The 13,980-nt window shown below is 33.3% G+C and carries 19 protein-coding genes; 1 reads left to right on the plus strand and 18 read right to left on the minus strand.

Features of this window, described 5'->3' with window-relative positions:
• A partial coding sequence (locus ACVC2P_RS15000; RefSeq protein ID WP_452599287.1) for a biotin/lipoyl-containing protein occupies positions 1–768 on the minus strand: 768 nt, incomplete at its 3' end.
• Between the two features lie 192 nt (positions 769–960).
• Here ACVC2P_RS15000 and ACVC2P_RS15005 point away from each other — a divergent pair.
• Entirely contained in the window at positions 961–1,437 is a 477-nt protein-coding gene (locus tag ACVC2P_RS15005; RefSeq protein ID WP_452599269.1) for an Lrp/AsnC family transcriptional regulator, read from the plus strand.
• 25 nt (positions 1,438–1,462) lie between these two features.
• On the opposite strand, the gene ACVC2P_RS15010 is transcribed toward ACVC2P_RS15005, so the two are convergent.
• The 17 genes from ACVC2P_RS15010 to paaD all read right to left on the minus strand — a co-directional run bounded on the left by ACVC2P_RS15010 (position 1,463) and on the right by paaD (position 13,837).
• Positions 1,463–2,557: a hypothetical protein gene (locus ACVC2P_RS15010; protein WP_452599270.1), complete on the minus strand. Its 1,095-nt coding sequence runs from the start codon at positions 2,555–2,557 to the stop codon at positions 1,463–1,465.
• A 29-nt stretch (positions 2,558–2,586) separates the two neighbouring features.
• On the minus strand, positions 2,587–3,183 hold the full coding sequence (locus tag ACVC2P_RS15015; RefSeq protein WP_452599271.1) for an acyltransferase: 597 nt from the start codon (positions 3,181–3,183) through the stop codon (positions 2,587–2,589).
• 120 nt (positions 3,184–3,303) lie between these two features.
• A complete protein-coding gene (locus tag ACVC2P_RS15020) occupies positions 3,304–3,573 on the minus strand; it encodes a hypothetical protein (protein ID WP_452599272.1) in 270 nt (89 codons plus the stop codon).
• Positions 3,536–3,748, minus strand: a complete 213-nt coding sequence (locus tag ACVC2P_RS15025) for a hypothetical protein (protein ID WP_452599273.1) — start codon at positions 3,746–3,748, stop codon at positions 3,536–3,538. Before ACVC2P_RS15025 ends, ACVC2P_RS15020 begins: the two co-directional genes overlap by 38 nt.
• Positions 3,749–3,806: 58 nt before the next feature.
• Positions 3,807–4,559 carry an enoyl-CoA hydratase/isomerase family protein gene (locus ACVC2P_RS15030; protein WP_452599274.1) on the minus strand — a complete coding sequence of 251 codons (753 nt, stop codon included), beginning with the start codon at positions 4,557–4,559 and terminating at the stop codon, positions 3,807–3,809.
• 41 nt (positions 4,560–4,600) lie between these two features.
• Positions 4,601–4,885 (minus strand): GIY-YIG nuclease family protein, encoded by a 285-nt coding sequence (locus tag ACVC2P_RS15035; RefSeq protein WP_452599275.1) that lies wholly within the window; start codon positions 4,883–4,885, stop codon positions 4,601–4,603.
• 62 nt (positions 4,886–4,947) lie between these two features.
• On the minus strand, positions 4,948–7,491 hold the full coding sequence (paaZ, locus tag ACVC2P_RS15040; protein ID WP_452599276.1) for a phenylacetic acid degradation bifunctional protein PaaZ: 2,544 nt from the start codon (positions 7,489–7,491) through the stop codon (positions 4,948–4,950).
• 27 nt (positions 7,492–7,518) lie between these two features.
• Positions 7,519–7,836 carry a GIY-YIG nuclease family protein gene (locus ACVC2P_RS15045; RefSeq protein WP_452599277.1) on the minus strand — a complete coding sequence of 106 codons (318 nt, stop codon included), beginning with the start codon at positions 7,834–7,836 and terminating at the stop codon, positions 7,519–7,521.
• A gap of 127 nt (positions 7,837–7,963) precedes the next feature.
• Positions 7,964–9,178, minus strand: coding sequence for a 3-oxoadipyl-CoA thiolase (gene pcaF, locus ACVC2P_RS15050; protein ID WP_452599278.1), 1,215 nt, complete (start codon positions 9,176–9,178; stop codon positions 7,964–7,966).
• A 125-nt stretch (positions 9,179–9,303) separates the two neighbouring features.
• Positions 9,304–9,528, minus strand: a complete 225-nt coding sequence (locus ACVC2P_RS15055; protein ID WP_452599279.1) for a GIY-YIG nuclease family protein — start codon at positions 9,526–9,528, stop codon at positions 9,304–9,306.
• Positions 9,529–9,563: 35 nt separating this feature from the next.
• Positions 9,564–9,989, minus strand: a complete 426-nt coding sequence (locus ACVC2P_RS15060; RefSeq protein ID WP_452599280.1) for a PaaI family thioesterase — start codon at positions 9,987–9,989, stop codon at positions 9,564–9,566.
• 14 nt (positions 9,990–10,003) lie between these two features.
• Positions 10,004–10,390, minus strand: coding sequence for a four helix bundle protein (locus ACVC2P_RS15065; RefSeq protein ID WP_452599281.1), 387 nt, complete (start codon positions 10,388–10,390; stop codon positions 10,004–10,006).
• Between the two features lie 9 nt (positions 10,391–10,399).
• Positions 10,400–11,557, minus strand: coding sequence for a 3-hydroxyacyl-CoA dehydrogenase NAD-binding domain-containing protein (locus ACVC2P_RS15070; RefSeq protein WP_452599282.1), 1,158 nt, complete (start codon positions 11,555–11,557; stop codon positions 10,400–10,402).
• A 79-nt stretch (positions 11,558–11,636) separates the two neighbouring features.
• On the minus strand, positions 11,637–11,999 hold the full coding sequence (locus ACVC2P_RS15075; protein WP_452599283.1) for a four helix bundle protein: 363 nt from the start codon (positions 11,997–11,999) through the stop codon (positions 11,637–11,639).
• Positions 12,000–12,065: 66 nt separating this feature from the next.
• Positions 12,066–12,851 carry an enoyl-CoA hydratase-related protein gene (locus ACVC2P_RS15080; RefSeq protein WP_452599284.1) on the minus strand — a complete coding sequence of 262 codons (786 nt, stop codon included), beginning with the start codon at positions 12,849–12,851 and terminating at the stop codon, positions 12,066–12,068.
• 83 nt (positions 12,852–12,934) lie between these two features.
• Positions 12,935–13,321: a VOC family protein gene (locus ACVC2P_RS15085; protein WP_452599285.1), complete on the minus strand. Its 387-nt coding sequence runs from the start codon at positions 13,319–13,321 to the stop codon at positions 12,935–12,937.
• A 15-nt stretch (positions 13,322–13,336) separates the two neighbouring features.
• Positions 13,337–13,837, minus strand: a complete 501-nt coding sequence (gene paaD, locus ACVC2P_RS15090; protein WP_452599286.1) for a 1,2-phenylacetyl-CoA epoxidase subunit PaaD — start codon at positions 13,835–13,837, stop codon at positions 13,337–13,339.
• Between the last annotated feature and the right edge of the window lie 143 nt (positions 13,838–13,980).

The following is a 13,980-nucleotide window of genomic DNA, read 5'->3' on the forward strand; positions in this document are numbered from 1 at the left end:
AGCTTCTACAAATAATGGTGTAAAGGTTAAACGTTCGCCGTATTTTTCTTGAAAGGCAACTTTATTTGCATTACGCCATTTTACCATATTGGTTAAATCAGCTTCTACGTATGCTGTTACGTGTGGTGACGTGTGTTTTGAATACACCATGTGATCTGCAATCATTTGGCGCATTCTATCCATTTCTATCACCTTACCTTTCCCTTTGTCGAAACTTAGCTGAGGAATTCTATATGCTGTTGGGTCTTGTTGTGCAACTGGTTGCGCAAACTTATACGGCCTACCTTCTTCTATATATTGAAAGACATCACTTTTTCGTAATCTCCCCTCGTGGCCCGTTGCTGGAATACGTGCTAATTCTTCGAAACTTATATGTTGTTCTTTTGCTATTTTTATAATTAAAGGCGAAAAGAATGTGTTTGTATTTGAAGTTGAAAATGAGGTTGTGCCTGAAACTAATTCTACTGGAGCAGGTTTTGGTCGTTTTGGTGCTTTAGGCTTTTCTTTCTTTGCTTCGGAAGTTTTTGGTGCTTCTTTTGTTTTCTTAGCCGTGCTTTCTGAAACTTCTAATACAGCTATAGCTTCTCCAACTGGAACAACATCTTTGGCTCCAAATAGTATTTTTATCAAAGTTCCTGCCGATGGTGCTGGTACTTCGTTATCTACTTTATCGGTTGCTACTTCTAAAATAATATCTCCTTCGTCGAAACTATCGCCTTCAGATATTAACCAATTAATAATAGTTCCTTCTGTTATGCTTTCGCCCATTTTGGGCATTTTAAGTGTAAATTCAGCCAAGACTTTTAGTTTTAAAGAATTAAAAATAACAAACTAACTAAAATACTTTTGTTAAAATCTTTATTTTATTTCTATCAAAGAATTTTATTCTTTTAACTTAATTAATACAGAATTTTATTCTTTTATATTTTATATTTGTAAGACTTTAAATAACTTTTTTCTATGCAATATTCTCTAGATAAAATTGATTTTAAAATCCTGTCGTTACTACAAGAAAATAGCGATAGAACAACTAAAAGTATTGCTAGCGAACTAGGCATGACAACAACTCCTATTTTTGAACGTATTAAGAAATTAGAAAAGCACGGCTATATAAAAAAATATGTCGCTTTGCTAAATCATAAAAAAATAGGGTTGAAACAAACTGTTTTTGTTGGTATTACATTACAAGGACACACCAGAAGTTATCTTGAAAAGTTTGTTAAACAGATTAATAATTTCCCTGAAATTATTGAATGCCACAGGGTAAGCGGAAACTATGATTATTTATTAAAATTGGTTGTTGAAGATATTGAGGCTTATGAAACGTTTATTATTACCAAATTAACATTGCTTCCTTATTTAGGTAATGTACAGAGTTTGATTGCGCTTTCTACTGGAAAGGATACTAATGAGATTGATTTGAGTAGTATTAGTTAAAGACTTTCTAGATGTTATTTAATTTTTAATCTGAAATTGTAAAGTTTGTAACTAACTCTTCAAACTTAGATATATTCTTATCGTAAGTTTCTGGAGTAGCCACAAATTTTGTAAGTATATAATGGCTTTTTGTTTCGAAGGTCACGTACTGGCAATCGTATATAGTTTTACCTAACATAAGTTGAATTTTATAAGCAACTCCATTACAATTATCAAGTGGTTTTAATTCTTTTTTTAATAATACAGTGGCGTTTCCTATTTTATCACCCATTTTAAGATTAAGAATAAAATGCTCATTAAACTTCTCTAGAGAATCAAATTCTTCTTTGCTATTCCAAGTTACTAATGCCACGTTTTTAACATTATCAATATCAGGAAAAGTTATCGCCCAATCTGTATCTAAATTAGTCTTAACAATATTAGCCCATTTAGGAATATCTATAGTAAAATTCTTATCTGGATTAACAAATTCCAACGTTTTACCTTCTTGTTCTGTTTTCATTTTTTGATAAGTCCCTTCAATATCTATAGGTGCTCCAAAAACATTAATAGAATTTGCAATGTCCTTTATTTCTTTAATTTTGTCATTAAAATCTTCTCCTTCTAATGAATAAGAGCTCATAACAGAAATATAATCGTTTGCAACCCAATTTAAATAATAGGTGTATTCTGTCTTTGTGGAATTTGGTTCACCTTTTATTTCAATATGTGGAATTTTAAACCACCATAAGTGGAATCTTTTCCCTGAAGCATTTAAAAAAATATCTTCTTGAACTTCTAATTCTTTATTAAATATCTCATTTTCAAAGTAATCCACTTCAAACTTCATAGCCTTTTTTAAAAGTTCTACTTCTTTTGAAGTTGGCTGTTTATTATTATAATCCTTACTACCATAACCTCGTTTAAGAACTTGAATAACTTTATTATTTATTAAAAAACTATTAGGGGTCTCAATTTCTTGTATACTATCTCCAGGAATTGTCATAGTAAAATGTGTAGCGGGTGAATTGTCTACATATACTACTTTTTTATCTAGCTTAAAAAATAGAATTCCATTTTCTTCTTGAGAATAAAGAAATAATGGAACTATTAATAAAATAATTAATTTTATGTTTTTCATAATTATTGATTTTTAAGCTAACACTGATTTTATTTCTTAAAAGTATCTCTCAACGTTTTATAGGCTTCTTCTTGAGTAGGCAAGTCTTTTGGCACTTCTCGCAAAGGCTCTACTGCTTTTAATGTTTCGTGACAGTCTGCAGGTAATTGCTGATATAATTGTGTTCCTTTAGTTTTCCAAGCAATCATTTCATCACTTACTTGCTTTATTACTTTTGCAGGATTCCCAACAACTAAGCTTCTGTTTGGTATTTTGGTTTCGGCTTTTACAAATGCCATAGCTCCTACAATGCTTTCGTCTCCTATTTCTGCATCGTCCATGATTACTGTATTCATTCCGATAAGACAATTACGTCCTAAATTAGCGCCATGAATAATTGCTCCATGTCCTACATGAGCACTTTCTTTTAATGTAATAGATTTACCTGGAAACATATGCACTGTACAATTTTCTTGTACATTAACGCCATCTTCTAAAATAATCTGCCCCCAATCTCCTCGAATAGCTGCTCCTGGGCCAATATAACAGTTTTTACCAATAATAACATTTCCTGTTACAGCCGCTAATGGGTGGACAAAACTAGATTCGTGTACTACTGGAGTGTATCCTTTGAATGCGTATATCATATCATATTCCTGCGCAGGCAGGAATCTTATTATTTATTAGTTTTAAATTCTCTTATTATCTAAATTCCAATTGGTGCTTAAATCCGACCAACTTAGGTTCATTTCTTCAATTATATTACTTTAATCAGTCTTAGAATTCTCCATTGAATATTTCACACAATTAAATACGCCTTCTACAGAACAGGAAATCTGATATTCTTTATTATTTTCTCCTCTGTAGACAAAAAAACCATCTCCATTTTTTAGAGAAACATTCTTATTTATAAGAATATGATTTCCCATACCTCCATAATGATAATCAAATAAAATTTTATTTATTTGATTATCATCATTCTTATATCCATTCTGGTATTTAAGTAATAAGGTTCTTGTATCTATATATACTCTCATCTGTATACAAATTTGTTTCATAGAGAATAAACTGATCTCCTTTCATAACATAAATAATAATTCCACCATCATTGCCCATAGCTCCTCCTTCTGCTATTTCAGAATAAATAATATTATTAAGAATAAGTTTATTTAGTGGTATTCTTGACAATTTAACTATTTCCGGCTTAATCATTATAAAGGTTTTTATATTATCTTTTGTACTAAAAGATTCCTGCCTACGCAGGAATTTGTTACTTAAACCCTTTCAATTTCTCTTTAGTAAATTCTGACAGTACTAATCTTCCACTTGTTTGTGCACGTTCTGCTAGTAATTCATCCCAATCGTCTGTACCTTTCCAGAATACTTTTTTCATTTCTGTCATAGCATCTGTATTATACGTACATAAGTGCTCTGCTGTTGTTTTTACTGCTTCGTCTAATTCTTCGTTACTCTCAAATACTTTTGTAAATAATCCTTTTTGCATGGCCCATTCTGCTGGATAAAATGAATTAGCATCTATAGCGATTTGAGACATCGCACTTAAGCCCATTTTACGTTCTATAGCTGGCCCAACTACAAATGGTCCTATTCCTATATTTAGTTCGCTTAATTTTATCGCTGCATATTTTGAAGCCATACAATAATCGGTTGCTGCTGCTAAACCAACACCGCCTCCTACTGTTTTACCTTGTATGCGCCCTATTATAAATTTAGGGCATTTACGCATCGCATTAATAACATTTGCAAATCCAGAAAAGAACACTTTTCCTGTTGCTGCATCATTAATATTTATTAACTCTTTAAAGCTTGCTCCTGCACAAAATGTTCTGTCTTTTCCACTTTTTAAGACTATAACTTTTATAGCATCGTTTTGCCCTGCTTCGGTTATTGTTTGTGCTAGTTTTGCTAACACATCTCCTGGTAAAGAGTTGTGAGCAGGATGAAAAAACTCTATGTATCCTACTTCGTTTTCTATGTTTATTTTAACGTATGGTTGTGTCATTACATTTATGTGTTCTCACGAAAGTGGGAATCTTTTTTAATTTATATTTTAGTATACAAATCCATCCAATGCGGATTCATTTTCTCTATTAATTCAATTTTCCAACCTCTATTCCATTTCTTCATTTGTTTTTCTTTCAACCTCGCTTCTTTTTCATCTTCAAACGATTCAAAATAAACTAATTTATCTAAATTATATCTTGCTGAGAATGTCGTTGGATGTGCTTTATTTTTATGTTGATATATTCTTCTTCTTAAATCTTTTGTAAATCCTATATATAAAACGCCTTGCTTTTTGTTTGTTAGAATGTAGACGTACCATTTCATATTTATTATTTCAATTTTAAAAAGACTCCCAATTTCTTGGGAGTTTCGAACAATTTAATCTGCTATAGCAGATTAAATTGTTCGAAATGATGATTAAGGTGCTTACGCTCTAACAAATACGACTCGTATTTATTCAATTCGCCAAAGACTAAATTCTTTAAAACCGCATCTGGATTGTCTTGAAAAAATGCTAAGTACTTAAAGCGTTGTTCTATAAATTTATCTTTTGCTGTTTGCAAATCTGGGTGTACCAAAGGTGCTAAAGTATCTTTCTCTAATTGTGGGAATCTTGAATTCTGTGGAAACTTTTCAAAATTATACAAACTGTCATGTACTTTCTCTAATATTTTTTCTGGCGTAGCAATTTCAAAATCTTGAATCTCACCACCCGCAATTTTGTATGTATACTCTAAATGTTCTAGCATATGCTGTGGTGTCATAATTCCCCATTTAGGCTTACTATCTTCTGTTAGTTTTGCTAAACAAGCGTCTATAACTTCTGAAGTCATTTCTGTAAATACTTCTTGTTTCTTTTCTACCATTGTTAATATTGTAGCTACACATACTAATGCGTCTTCTTTTTCTGCTCCTGCTGGCAATACAGTATTAGCTGCATCTACGTTAGCATCAAAAACTTCTACATACCATTTTACAATACCACTAGGGTGTTCTTGCCCTCTACTATCTCTATCTACTTTTTGCTTACATGTTAACCGTACATAAAGGGTATCGTTATGATAAATAGGGCGTAAAAATCTAATTTCTTCTAAACCATAATTTGCTGCAACTGGGCCTTTGTTTGGGTACACAAATAATCCTGCTGCCATTGAAATAATGAAATAGCCGTGTGCCGTTCGTTTTTCAAAAATACTTCCATCTAAACTTGTAATATCTGTATGCGCATAGAAATGATCCCATGTAATGTTACCAAAGTTTACAATATCTGTATCTGTAATGGTTCGGTTATGTGTTTTTAAAGACATTCCTGGTTGAATATCTTCCCAATGGTATGCAAATGGATGTTTTGGAGAGGCTTTATATGCTGCTTTTGGCTGGTATATTCCTGTAATTTCTGTTAACGTTGTTGGCGAACCTTGTATGGCTGTACGCTGTAAGTAATGCTTAATACCTCGCATACCTCCCATTTCTTCTCCTCCACCTGCTCGTCCTGGTCCTCCATGAACTAGACTTGGTAATGGCGATCCATGACCTGTACTTTGTTTTGCCATTTCACGATTTATTACCATAATACGTCCATGATGACTTGCTGCATTTACTACGTAATCTTTAGCTATTTTATCATCGTTAGTTGCTATTGATGATACTAAAGACCCTTTACCCATTTGTGCTAAAGTAATAGCTTCATCTAAGTTTTTATAAGGCATTATTGTACTTACTGGACCAAAGGCTTCACGTTCGTGAATAATTGTATTTTGAAACGGATGGTCTGCTCTTAATACTATTGGACTAATGAATGCTCCTTTTTTAGCATCTGCTCCAATTGTTTCTATTGTATCTAAACTTCCGTAAACTATTTGTGCTTCTTTTGCTAAATCGTTTACAGAATCTCTTACTGCTTCTACTTGTTGTTTACTTACTAGGGACCCCATGCGTACTTCTTTTAATCTTGGGTCTCCTATGGTTACTTTATCTAATGCTTTTCCTAGAGCAATTTGTACATCTTCTACTCTATTTTCTGGCACTATTATTCGACGTATCGCTGTACATTTCTGCCCAGCTTTTACAGTCATTTCTTTTCGTACTTCTTTTATAAACAAGTCAAATTCTGGAGTTCCAGGTGTTGCATCTTCTCCTAGAATGGAAGCGTTTAATGAATCGGCTTCCATTGTAAATGGCACTGCTTCTTGAATAATTCTTGGGTGTGCTTTTAATAAACGACCTGTAGCAGCAGATCCTGTAAAGGTTACTACATCTTGAGATTCTACTGTATCTAAAATATTACGAACTGTACCGTTAATAATTTGCAATGCTCCTTCTGGTAAAATACCTGATGCTATTATTGTTCTTGCTACTGCTTCTGCTAAATATGATGATGATGGTGCTGGTAGGACTACTGCTGGTACTCCCGCCATCCAGTTTACTGCACATTTTTCTAACATGCCCCATACAGGAAAGTTAAAGGCATTTATATGTACTGCTACTCCTTTTTTGGGTACCATAATATGGTGCGCCATAAAACGGCCTCCTCGAGATAAATCGATTGGATCTCCTTCTACGTGGTACGATTGATTAGGGAATAATTTTCGTAATGATGCATTAGCAAATAGATTTCCAAATCCACCTTCTATATCTATCCAACTATCTACTTTTGTTGCTCCTGTTCTGTAACTTAATTCGTAAAACTCTTTTTTACGTTTTGTTAAGTACAATGCTAAACTTTTAAGCATGTTTCCACGCTCTTGGAAGGTCATTTTTCTAAGTACTTCTCCTCCTTTTGTTCTTCCGTAGTTTAGTATTTCGGGGACGTCCAATCCCTCGATTGCTACACTTGCGAATGCTTCACCTGTTATGGCATCGTGGATTGGTGTTCCTTCTTCTTTTCCTGTTGTCCATTGCCCTTGGACGTAGTGTTGAATTTTATTCATGATCATGCCTGCGCAGGCAGGTATCTTTTAATTATTTCTAAATTTTCTGTAATTCAAATTCCAATTAAGGCTTAAATCAAACCAACTTGGATTCATTTCTTCTATTAATTTAATCTTCCAATCTCTTTTCCATTTCTTGAATTGCACTTCTCTAGTTGAAGCCTTTTCTCCATTTTCAAATTCTTCAAAATAAACTAATTTAACACAATTATATCTTGCTGTAAAAGCTTTAGGGTACAATTTCAATTTATGTTCTTTTACTCTTTCATCTAGATTATCCGTTACACCAATGTAAATTACTCCATTCGGTTTATTTGCCATGATATAGACGTACCAATGTTTCATATCATATTCCTGAGCAGGTAGGAATCTTTTTGTTTGATGTAATTATTTCTTCTTTATTTCTCTCAACGCTTTTGTTATTACTCTGCTTGAGATTATATATTGTCTCTGTCAACTATGAGATTCCTGCCTACGCAGGAATTCGTTCTATAATAGCTGCATACCCTTGCCCTACACCAATACACATCGTTATTAATGCATATTTTTTGTTTTGTTCTTGTAATTCTAATGCCGCAGAATATGCTATTCTAGCTCCTGTTACTCCTAGTGGATGCCCTATTGCTATAGATCCTCCGTTAGGGTTTAATCTTGGGTCATTGTCTGCTAACCCCCATGCTCTAGTACAGGCTAATGCTTGTGCTGCAAAGGCTTCGTTTAACTCAATAACATCCATATCATCCATAGTTAAACCTGCTTTTTCTAATGCTTTATTTGAGGCTTGCACTGGGCCTATTCCCATGATTCTTGGTTCTACACCAACTACCGCAGAACTTACTATTCTTGCTAATGGCTTTAGGTTATATTTTTTAACAGCATCTTCTGATGCTATAATAGTTGCAGCAGCTCCATCATTTAATCCTGATGCATTTCCTGCCGTTACGCTTCCTCCTTCTTTTTTAAAGGCTGCTCTTAGTTTCCCTAATACTTCTAATGATGAATTTGGTTTTACAAATTCATCTTTTGAAAATTGTATCGGGTCTTTTTTACGTTGTGGAATTTCGACAGTTACTATTTCTTTTGCTAAACGCCCATTTTCTTGTGCTTTGGCTGCTTTCATCTGACTCCAATACGCAAACTTATCTTGATCTTCTCTAGATATGTTATACTTTTCTACAAGGTTTTCCGCCGTCATTCCCATGCCATCTGTACCGTATAACTTTTGCATTTTAGGGTTTATAAAACGCCATCCAAATGTTGAATCATACATTTTTGAGTCTCCTCCAAATGCTGTTGATGGTTTAGCCATTACGTATGGTCCTCTCGTCATGTTCTCAACTCCTCCAGAAATAAATAAATCGCCATCTCCTGCTTTTATTGCTCTATTAGCATGTATTATTGCAGATAAGCCTGAGCTACATAAACGGTTTACCGTTTCGCCCGGCACTGTAAATGGTAATCCTGCTAATAACGAAGACATACGCGCTACATTACGGTTATCTTCTCCTGCTTGGTTTGCACAGCCCATAATAACATCGTCGTATGCTTCTTTTGGAATATTAGGATTGCGTTCTACAACTTCTTTAATAACCAATGCGCCTAAATCGTCTGTTCTTACTGCCGATAATGTGCCTTTGTAATTTCCTATTGGTGTACGCACACCGTCTATTATATATGCTTGTTTCATGTTAAATGCCTGCGCAGGCAGGTATCTTATTAATTATTATTTCTAAATATTTTGTTTTCTAAATTCCAATTCATGCTTAAATCTGTCCAATCAGGATTCATTTCTTGAATTAAATTCACCTTCCATTACCTTTTCCATTTCTTGAATTGTTTTTCTCTAATCGATGCCTTTTCTCCATCTTCAAATTCTTCAAAATACACCAATTTATCGCAATTATATTTTGCAGTAAAAGATTTTGGGTAAACTTTAAACTTATGCTCTTTTACTCTTTCATCAATATTATTAGTTACTCCAATATAAATTACTCCGTTGGGTTTATTCGCCATTATGTAGACATACCAATGTTTCACTTTTATTTATTTTGAGATTCCTGCCTTCGCAGGAATTATTCCCATTCTTTTTGTGTACGATATACAACACCTTTAAACAAAGCTACTAATTCTTCTTCTCTTTTTACTTCTATTATATTAAAGCCTAGTTTGTTATTTACTTTTTCTATTACAGATTCTGCTACTATATAATCGCCTTCACTTAATGCTTCTATATGATTAATGCTTGTTTCTATTGAAACGGCATATTTACCATGTGTGTTTGCTGCAAAACCAAATGCGGTATCTGCTAAACTATAACTTATTCCGCCATGTGCTTTATTCATGCTGTTAAGCATTTCCTTACGAATAGTCATCCCTACTTTACAGCGACCGATTTCGCATTCTAGAATTTCTATTCCTAACCAAGTGCTGTAGGCATCTTGGGATAGCATTTTTCTAGGTATGAGGTGTGAGGGAATAGGTTTTAATTCTTCTGACATCTTATTTATTCTTTCTATTTTGTTTTATTGATTCTTGATGCTATTCTTGAGCGTAGTACCGTTATCATTTTTGATAACTCAGTTATCATTCTTCTAACATCTTCATCTTCCTCATTTGTAATATAATTTCTCATTTGTGCTTTCGAACTGCATGCTATACATTCATGAGCACTATGCCACGCATTTCCTAAATAATTATGAAACTGTTTATCTGTTCCACTTGAACCTTCCGCAATATTTAAGGCTATTGAATCTGCTGCTCTTTTAAATTGAGATGTTAATTCGAAACGTTCTTCTTTCGGAAATTTCTTTCCTAAACGATTTACAGTTTCTCCAAACTCCATCGCTTTGGTATAAATTCCTAAATCTTCAAATTTAAAATGATACTTAGATTTCCTCATACCTCAAACCTACTCAAAAAACCTCATCCCTTCCTTATTCATCTTTCTTAATAAAGGACTACAACGGTATCTATCTTCATGGTACTCATTATATAGTTCATCTAATTTTGAAACGCACCAATCGATTCCTTTTTCGTCTGCCCATGCTAATAAGCCTTTTGGGTAATTAACACCTTTTGTCATTGCGTTATCTATGTCTTCTGCTGAGGCTATGTTTAAAAATAAAGCATCTGCTGCTTCATTAATTAACATAACTAATACACGATTGAATATTTGCTCTGCTAATGCATTATCTTTTACAGGTTCTGGTTTTACTGCTCCTTCTGAATAGTCATAATATCCTTTTCCTGATTTTCTACCTAGATAACCTGCTTCTGAAAAACGTTTCTGTGTAAATGCCGGCTTATATCTTGGATCGAAATAGAATGCTGTAAATACCGTTTCGGTTACGGTGTAATTGACATCGTTTCCTATAAAGTCCATCAATTCAAAAGGCCCCATGCGGAAACCTCCCATTGTTTTTAAACTGTAATCTATTGTTGCAAAATCGGCTAATCCTTCTTCATATATTCTTAAAGCTTCTCCATAAAATGGACGTGCTACTCTGTTTACTATAAAGCCTGGTGTGTCTTTAGCTACTGCTACTACTTTTTTCCAATCGGAAATAGTTTGTATTGATTTATCTAAGACTTCTTTAGAGGTTTGTATTGCAGGAATAACCTCAACCAACTTCATTAACGGTGCTGGGTTGAAAAAGTGAATACCAACGCAGCGTTCTGGTTTTTTTAACGATGCTGCTATTGATGCTATAGATAGACTTGATGTATTTGATGCGATGATACAATCCTCTGCGACATAGCTTTCTAATTCTGAAAATACTTTTTTCTTTATCTCAAGATTTTCAATAATAGCTTCTATTGTTAAATTAGAATCTGCTAAATCTTTTAAAGTATTGACATAAGATATATTACTTTGAATTCTTGTTTTTTCAGCGTCATCAATACGTCCTTTTTCTATAAGACGTGATAATATTTTTTCTAAAGCGGCTTTGGCTTTATCTAATGCGTTTTGATTGGTATCGTATAGTTTTACTTTACATCCAGAAGTTGCTGCTACTTGAGCAATACCACTTCCCATTGTACCACCACCAATAATTCCTACGTTCATATTTTTTAATATTGAATATCGAATGTTAAATACAGAATATCGAAGTTTTTAATTTCAACTAACTGATAGGCATTCATTACTATTTATTTTTATTTTGCGAAGTTCGAATACTAGAAACGAAAATTGCAATTAGTTCATTGTTTTCTTTTAAAAGTAATTCTAATTTTTCAGAATCTTTAAGAAGACCTGCTCCTTTTTGGATTTTTAAATTCACTAAAGATTCTCTTAATTCCTTAAGACAAATCTTCATTTTATGAAGAAAATCTCTTGTTGATTCAGCACTTTGGGCTTCCCCATAATTTAAAGCGGAAGATGTTGCAGAACGAATTAATTGTTTTGATAAATGCTGAGACGTAAAATTACTCTCCATTGTTTTACAGAGAGAAATAATATTTACGGAGAATTGAATTAACCTATTTTCTAAATCATACTTTCGACTCATTAATCTAATTTTTTACCGAAATCGACTTCATCATTCAATATTCTCTTATTCGATATTCTATATTTTTTAATTCCCTTTAAATTCTGGTTTTCTTTTTTCAATAAAAGCGGCAACACCTTCTGCATAATCGTTACTTTGTGCTGCTTCGATTTGTAATTTCGATTCTAAAGCTAATTGTGCTTCTAAATCGTTTGTCATAGATTTATTGAATAGTTCTTTAATTAACCCTAATGCTTTAGTTGGCATATTAGCTAGTTTTACAGCTAACTTATTTATCGTTTCTTCAAATTCGCCTAACGGAACCGATTTATAAATCATTCCCATTTTTTCTGCTTCTTCTGCCGAGATTTTATCGCCTAACATCGCTAATGCTAATGCTTTTTGAAACCCTATCAATCTAGGCAAAAAGAATGTTCCTGCACTATCTGGAACCAAGCCTATTAAACTAAAGGCTTGTATAAAACTTACTTTTTCATGAGCTACTACAATATCGCATGCTAATGCAATATTTGCTCCTGCTCCTGCTGCCACACCATTTACTGCTGCTATTACTGGTTTTTTAATAGCTCGTATTCTTGTAATGATTGGGTTATAATGTTCTTCTAATATTTTTTTAAACCCTGGGTTTAACTCTGGATCTGTTACTTCTTTTAAGTCTTGACCTGCACAAAATGCTTTTCCATTTCCAGTTAAAACAATTGCTCTAACGTCTTCATTTGTTTTGCAATCATCAAAAGTAGTTTGTAGTTTTAATGCCATTTCTCTATTAAAACTGTTGAATACTTCTGGTCTGTTTAAAGTAATGTATGCTACCTTATTTTCTATTTTCAATTCTATTGAATTATTAGCCATAGCTATTATATTTTTTTATATGTTCTCGATACAAAATTCTAAAAAAAGAATTTCACTCGAACTGATGTTCCTTTTAAATTTACTTATTCTTCTACTTTAAAATGGGGATTATAAATTAATCCTATAATATTATTCCAAGGATCATAGAGACTTGCAACCATTATATCTCCTCCTACATCATTTGGCGCTTCATGCTTTGTTGCTCCTATATCTATAAAATGTTGATAGGCTTTATTTATGTCTTCGACTCCCCAATATGAGAATACATTTTCTGTTTTTGTACTACTATCTCGTTCTTCTTGTTGTAATCCTAATTCGTATCCTTTTATATTAAATCCAACATAGAAGGGTTCATTGAAATAGGGTTTAACGAAAAAAGCTTCAGAATACCATTCTGTAGCTTTTTTTATATCGGTGACCATGTATATTGTAGTGCGAAGTCCTACCATAAAAGATGCTTTATTGCTCATACTCTCACTAATTAATTACTTTAAACATTTAAAATAATCGAAAGGTTCCTGACAGTCATCACATTGAAACTGTGCTTTACATGCTGTTGAACCAAACTGACTTACTAATCTAGTATTTTGAGAACCGCAATTAGTGCATTTCACTATGCGTTTCCCGTTTAGTAATACATCTTTATCTGCTTCTGCGTCAAGTGGCGCTGCAATTCCGTAATCTTCTAACGCTTTTCTCCCTCTGGGTGTTATCCAATCGGTTGTCCAGGCGGGTGCTAATATTAATTCTATTTCTGAATTATACCCTGCTTCTTTTAATGCTTTTTTTATATCGTCTCCAATAACATCCATTGCTGGACAACCACTGTAAGTTGGTGTTATTTGAACTTTTACGATATTATTTTCAATAACTGCCGAACGTACTACCCCCATATCCATAATGGATAATACTGGAATCTCTGGGTCTGAAACCTGTTCCAATATTGGGTATAGTATTTTATCTATGTTTTGCTCGGTACTTATCATATTATTTCTTCTAAAAGAAGGTTTATTTTAAAAGCTTCTCGATACAATTTATTCGTTCTTCATAAATCACTCGAAGTGACATTGCTCACGGTATTAAAGATTCCTGCCTTCGCAGGAATTTATTACCATTCCATATTTGGATA

The sequence above is a fragment of the Pontimicrobium sp. MEBiC01747 genome, from assembly GCF_053601635.1.

Coding starts and splice junctions, on each gene's coding strand:
- ACVC2P_RS15075 (WP_452599283.1), bottom strand. CDS start 11,999: ATGAGTCGAAAGTATGATTTAGAAAATAGGTTAATTCAATTCTCCGTA.
- pcaF (WP_452599278.1), bottom strand. CDS start 9,178: ATGAAACAAGCATATATAATAGACGGTGTGCGTACACCAATAGGAAAT.
- ACVC2P_RS15070 (WP_452599282.1), bottom strand. CDS start 11,557: ATGAACGTAGGAATTATTGGTGGTGGTACAATGGGAAGTGGTATTGCT.
- ACVC2P_RS15025 (WP_452599273.1), bottom strand. CDS start 3,748: ATGATTAAGCCGGAAATAGTTAAATTGTCAAGAATACCACTAAATAAA.
- paaZ (WP_452599276.1), bottom strand. CDS start 7,491: ATGAATAAAATTCAACACTACGTCCAAGGGCAATGGACAACAGGAAAA.
- paaD (WP_452599286.1), bottom strand. CDS start 13,837: ATGATAAGTACCGAGCAAAACATAGATAAAATACTATACCCAATATTG.
- ACVC2P_RS15035 (WP_452599275.1), bottom strand. CDS start 4,885: ATGAAATGGTACGTCTACATTCTAACAAACAAAAAGCAAGGCGTTTTA.
- ACVC2P_RS15045 (WP_452599277.1), bottom strand. CDS start 7,836: ATGAAACATTGGTACGTCTATATCATGGCAAATAAACCGAATGGAGTA.
- ACVC2P_RS15030 (WP_452599274.1), bottom strand. CDS start 4,559: ATGACACAACCATACGTTAAAATAAACATAGAAAACGAAGTAGGATAC.
- ACVC2P_RS15015 (WP_452599271.1), bottom strand. CDS start 3,183: ATGATATACGCATTCAAAGGATACACTCCAGTAGTACACGAATCTAGT.
- ACVC2P_RS15080 (WP_452599284.1), bottom strand. CDS start 12,851: ATGGCTAATAATTCAATAGAATTGAAAATAGAAAATAAGGTAGCATAC.
- ACVC2P_RS15060 (WP_452599280.1), bottom strand. CDS start 9,989: ATGTCAGAAGAATTAAAACCTATTCCCTCACACCTCATACCTAGAAAA.
- ACVC2P_RS15020 (WP_452599272.1), bottom strand. CDS start 3,573: ATGAGAGTATATATAGATACAAGAACCTTATTACTTAAATACCAGAAT.
- ACVC2P_RS15065 (WP_452599281.1), bottom strand. CDS start 10,390: ATGAGGAAATCTAAGTATCATTTTAAATTTGAAGATTTAGGAATTTAT.
- ACVC2P_RS15005 (WP_452599269.1), top strand. CDS start 961: ATGCAATATTCTCTAGATAAAATTGATTTTAAAATCCTGTCGTTACTA.
- ACVC2P_RS15085 (WP_452599285.1), bottom strand. CDS start 13,321: ATGAGCAATAAAGCATCTTTTATGGTAGGACTTCGCACTACAATATAC.
- ACVC2P_RS15010 (WP_452599270.1), bottom strand. CDS start 2,557: ATGAAAAACATAAAATTAATTATTTTATTAATAGTTCCATTATTTCTT.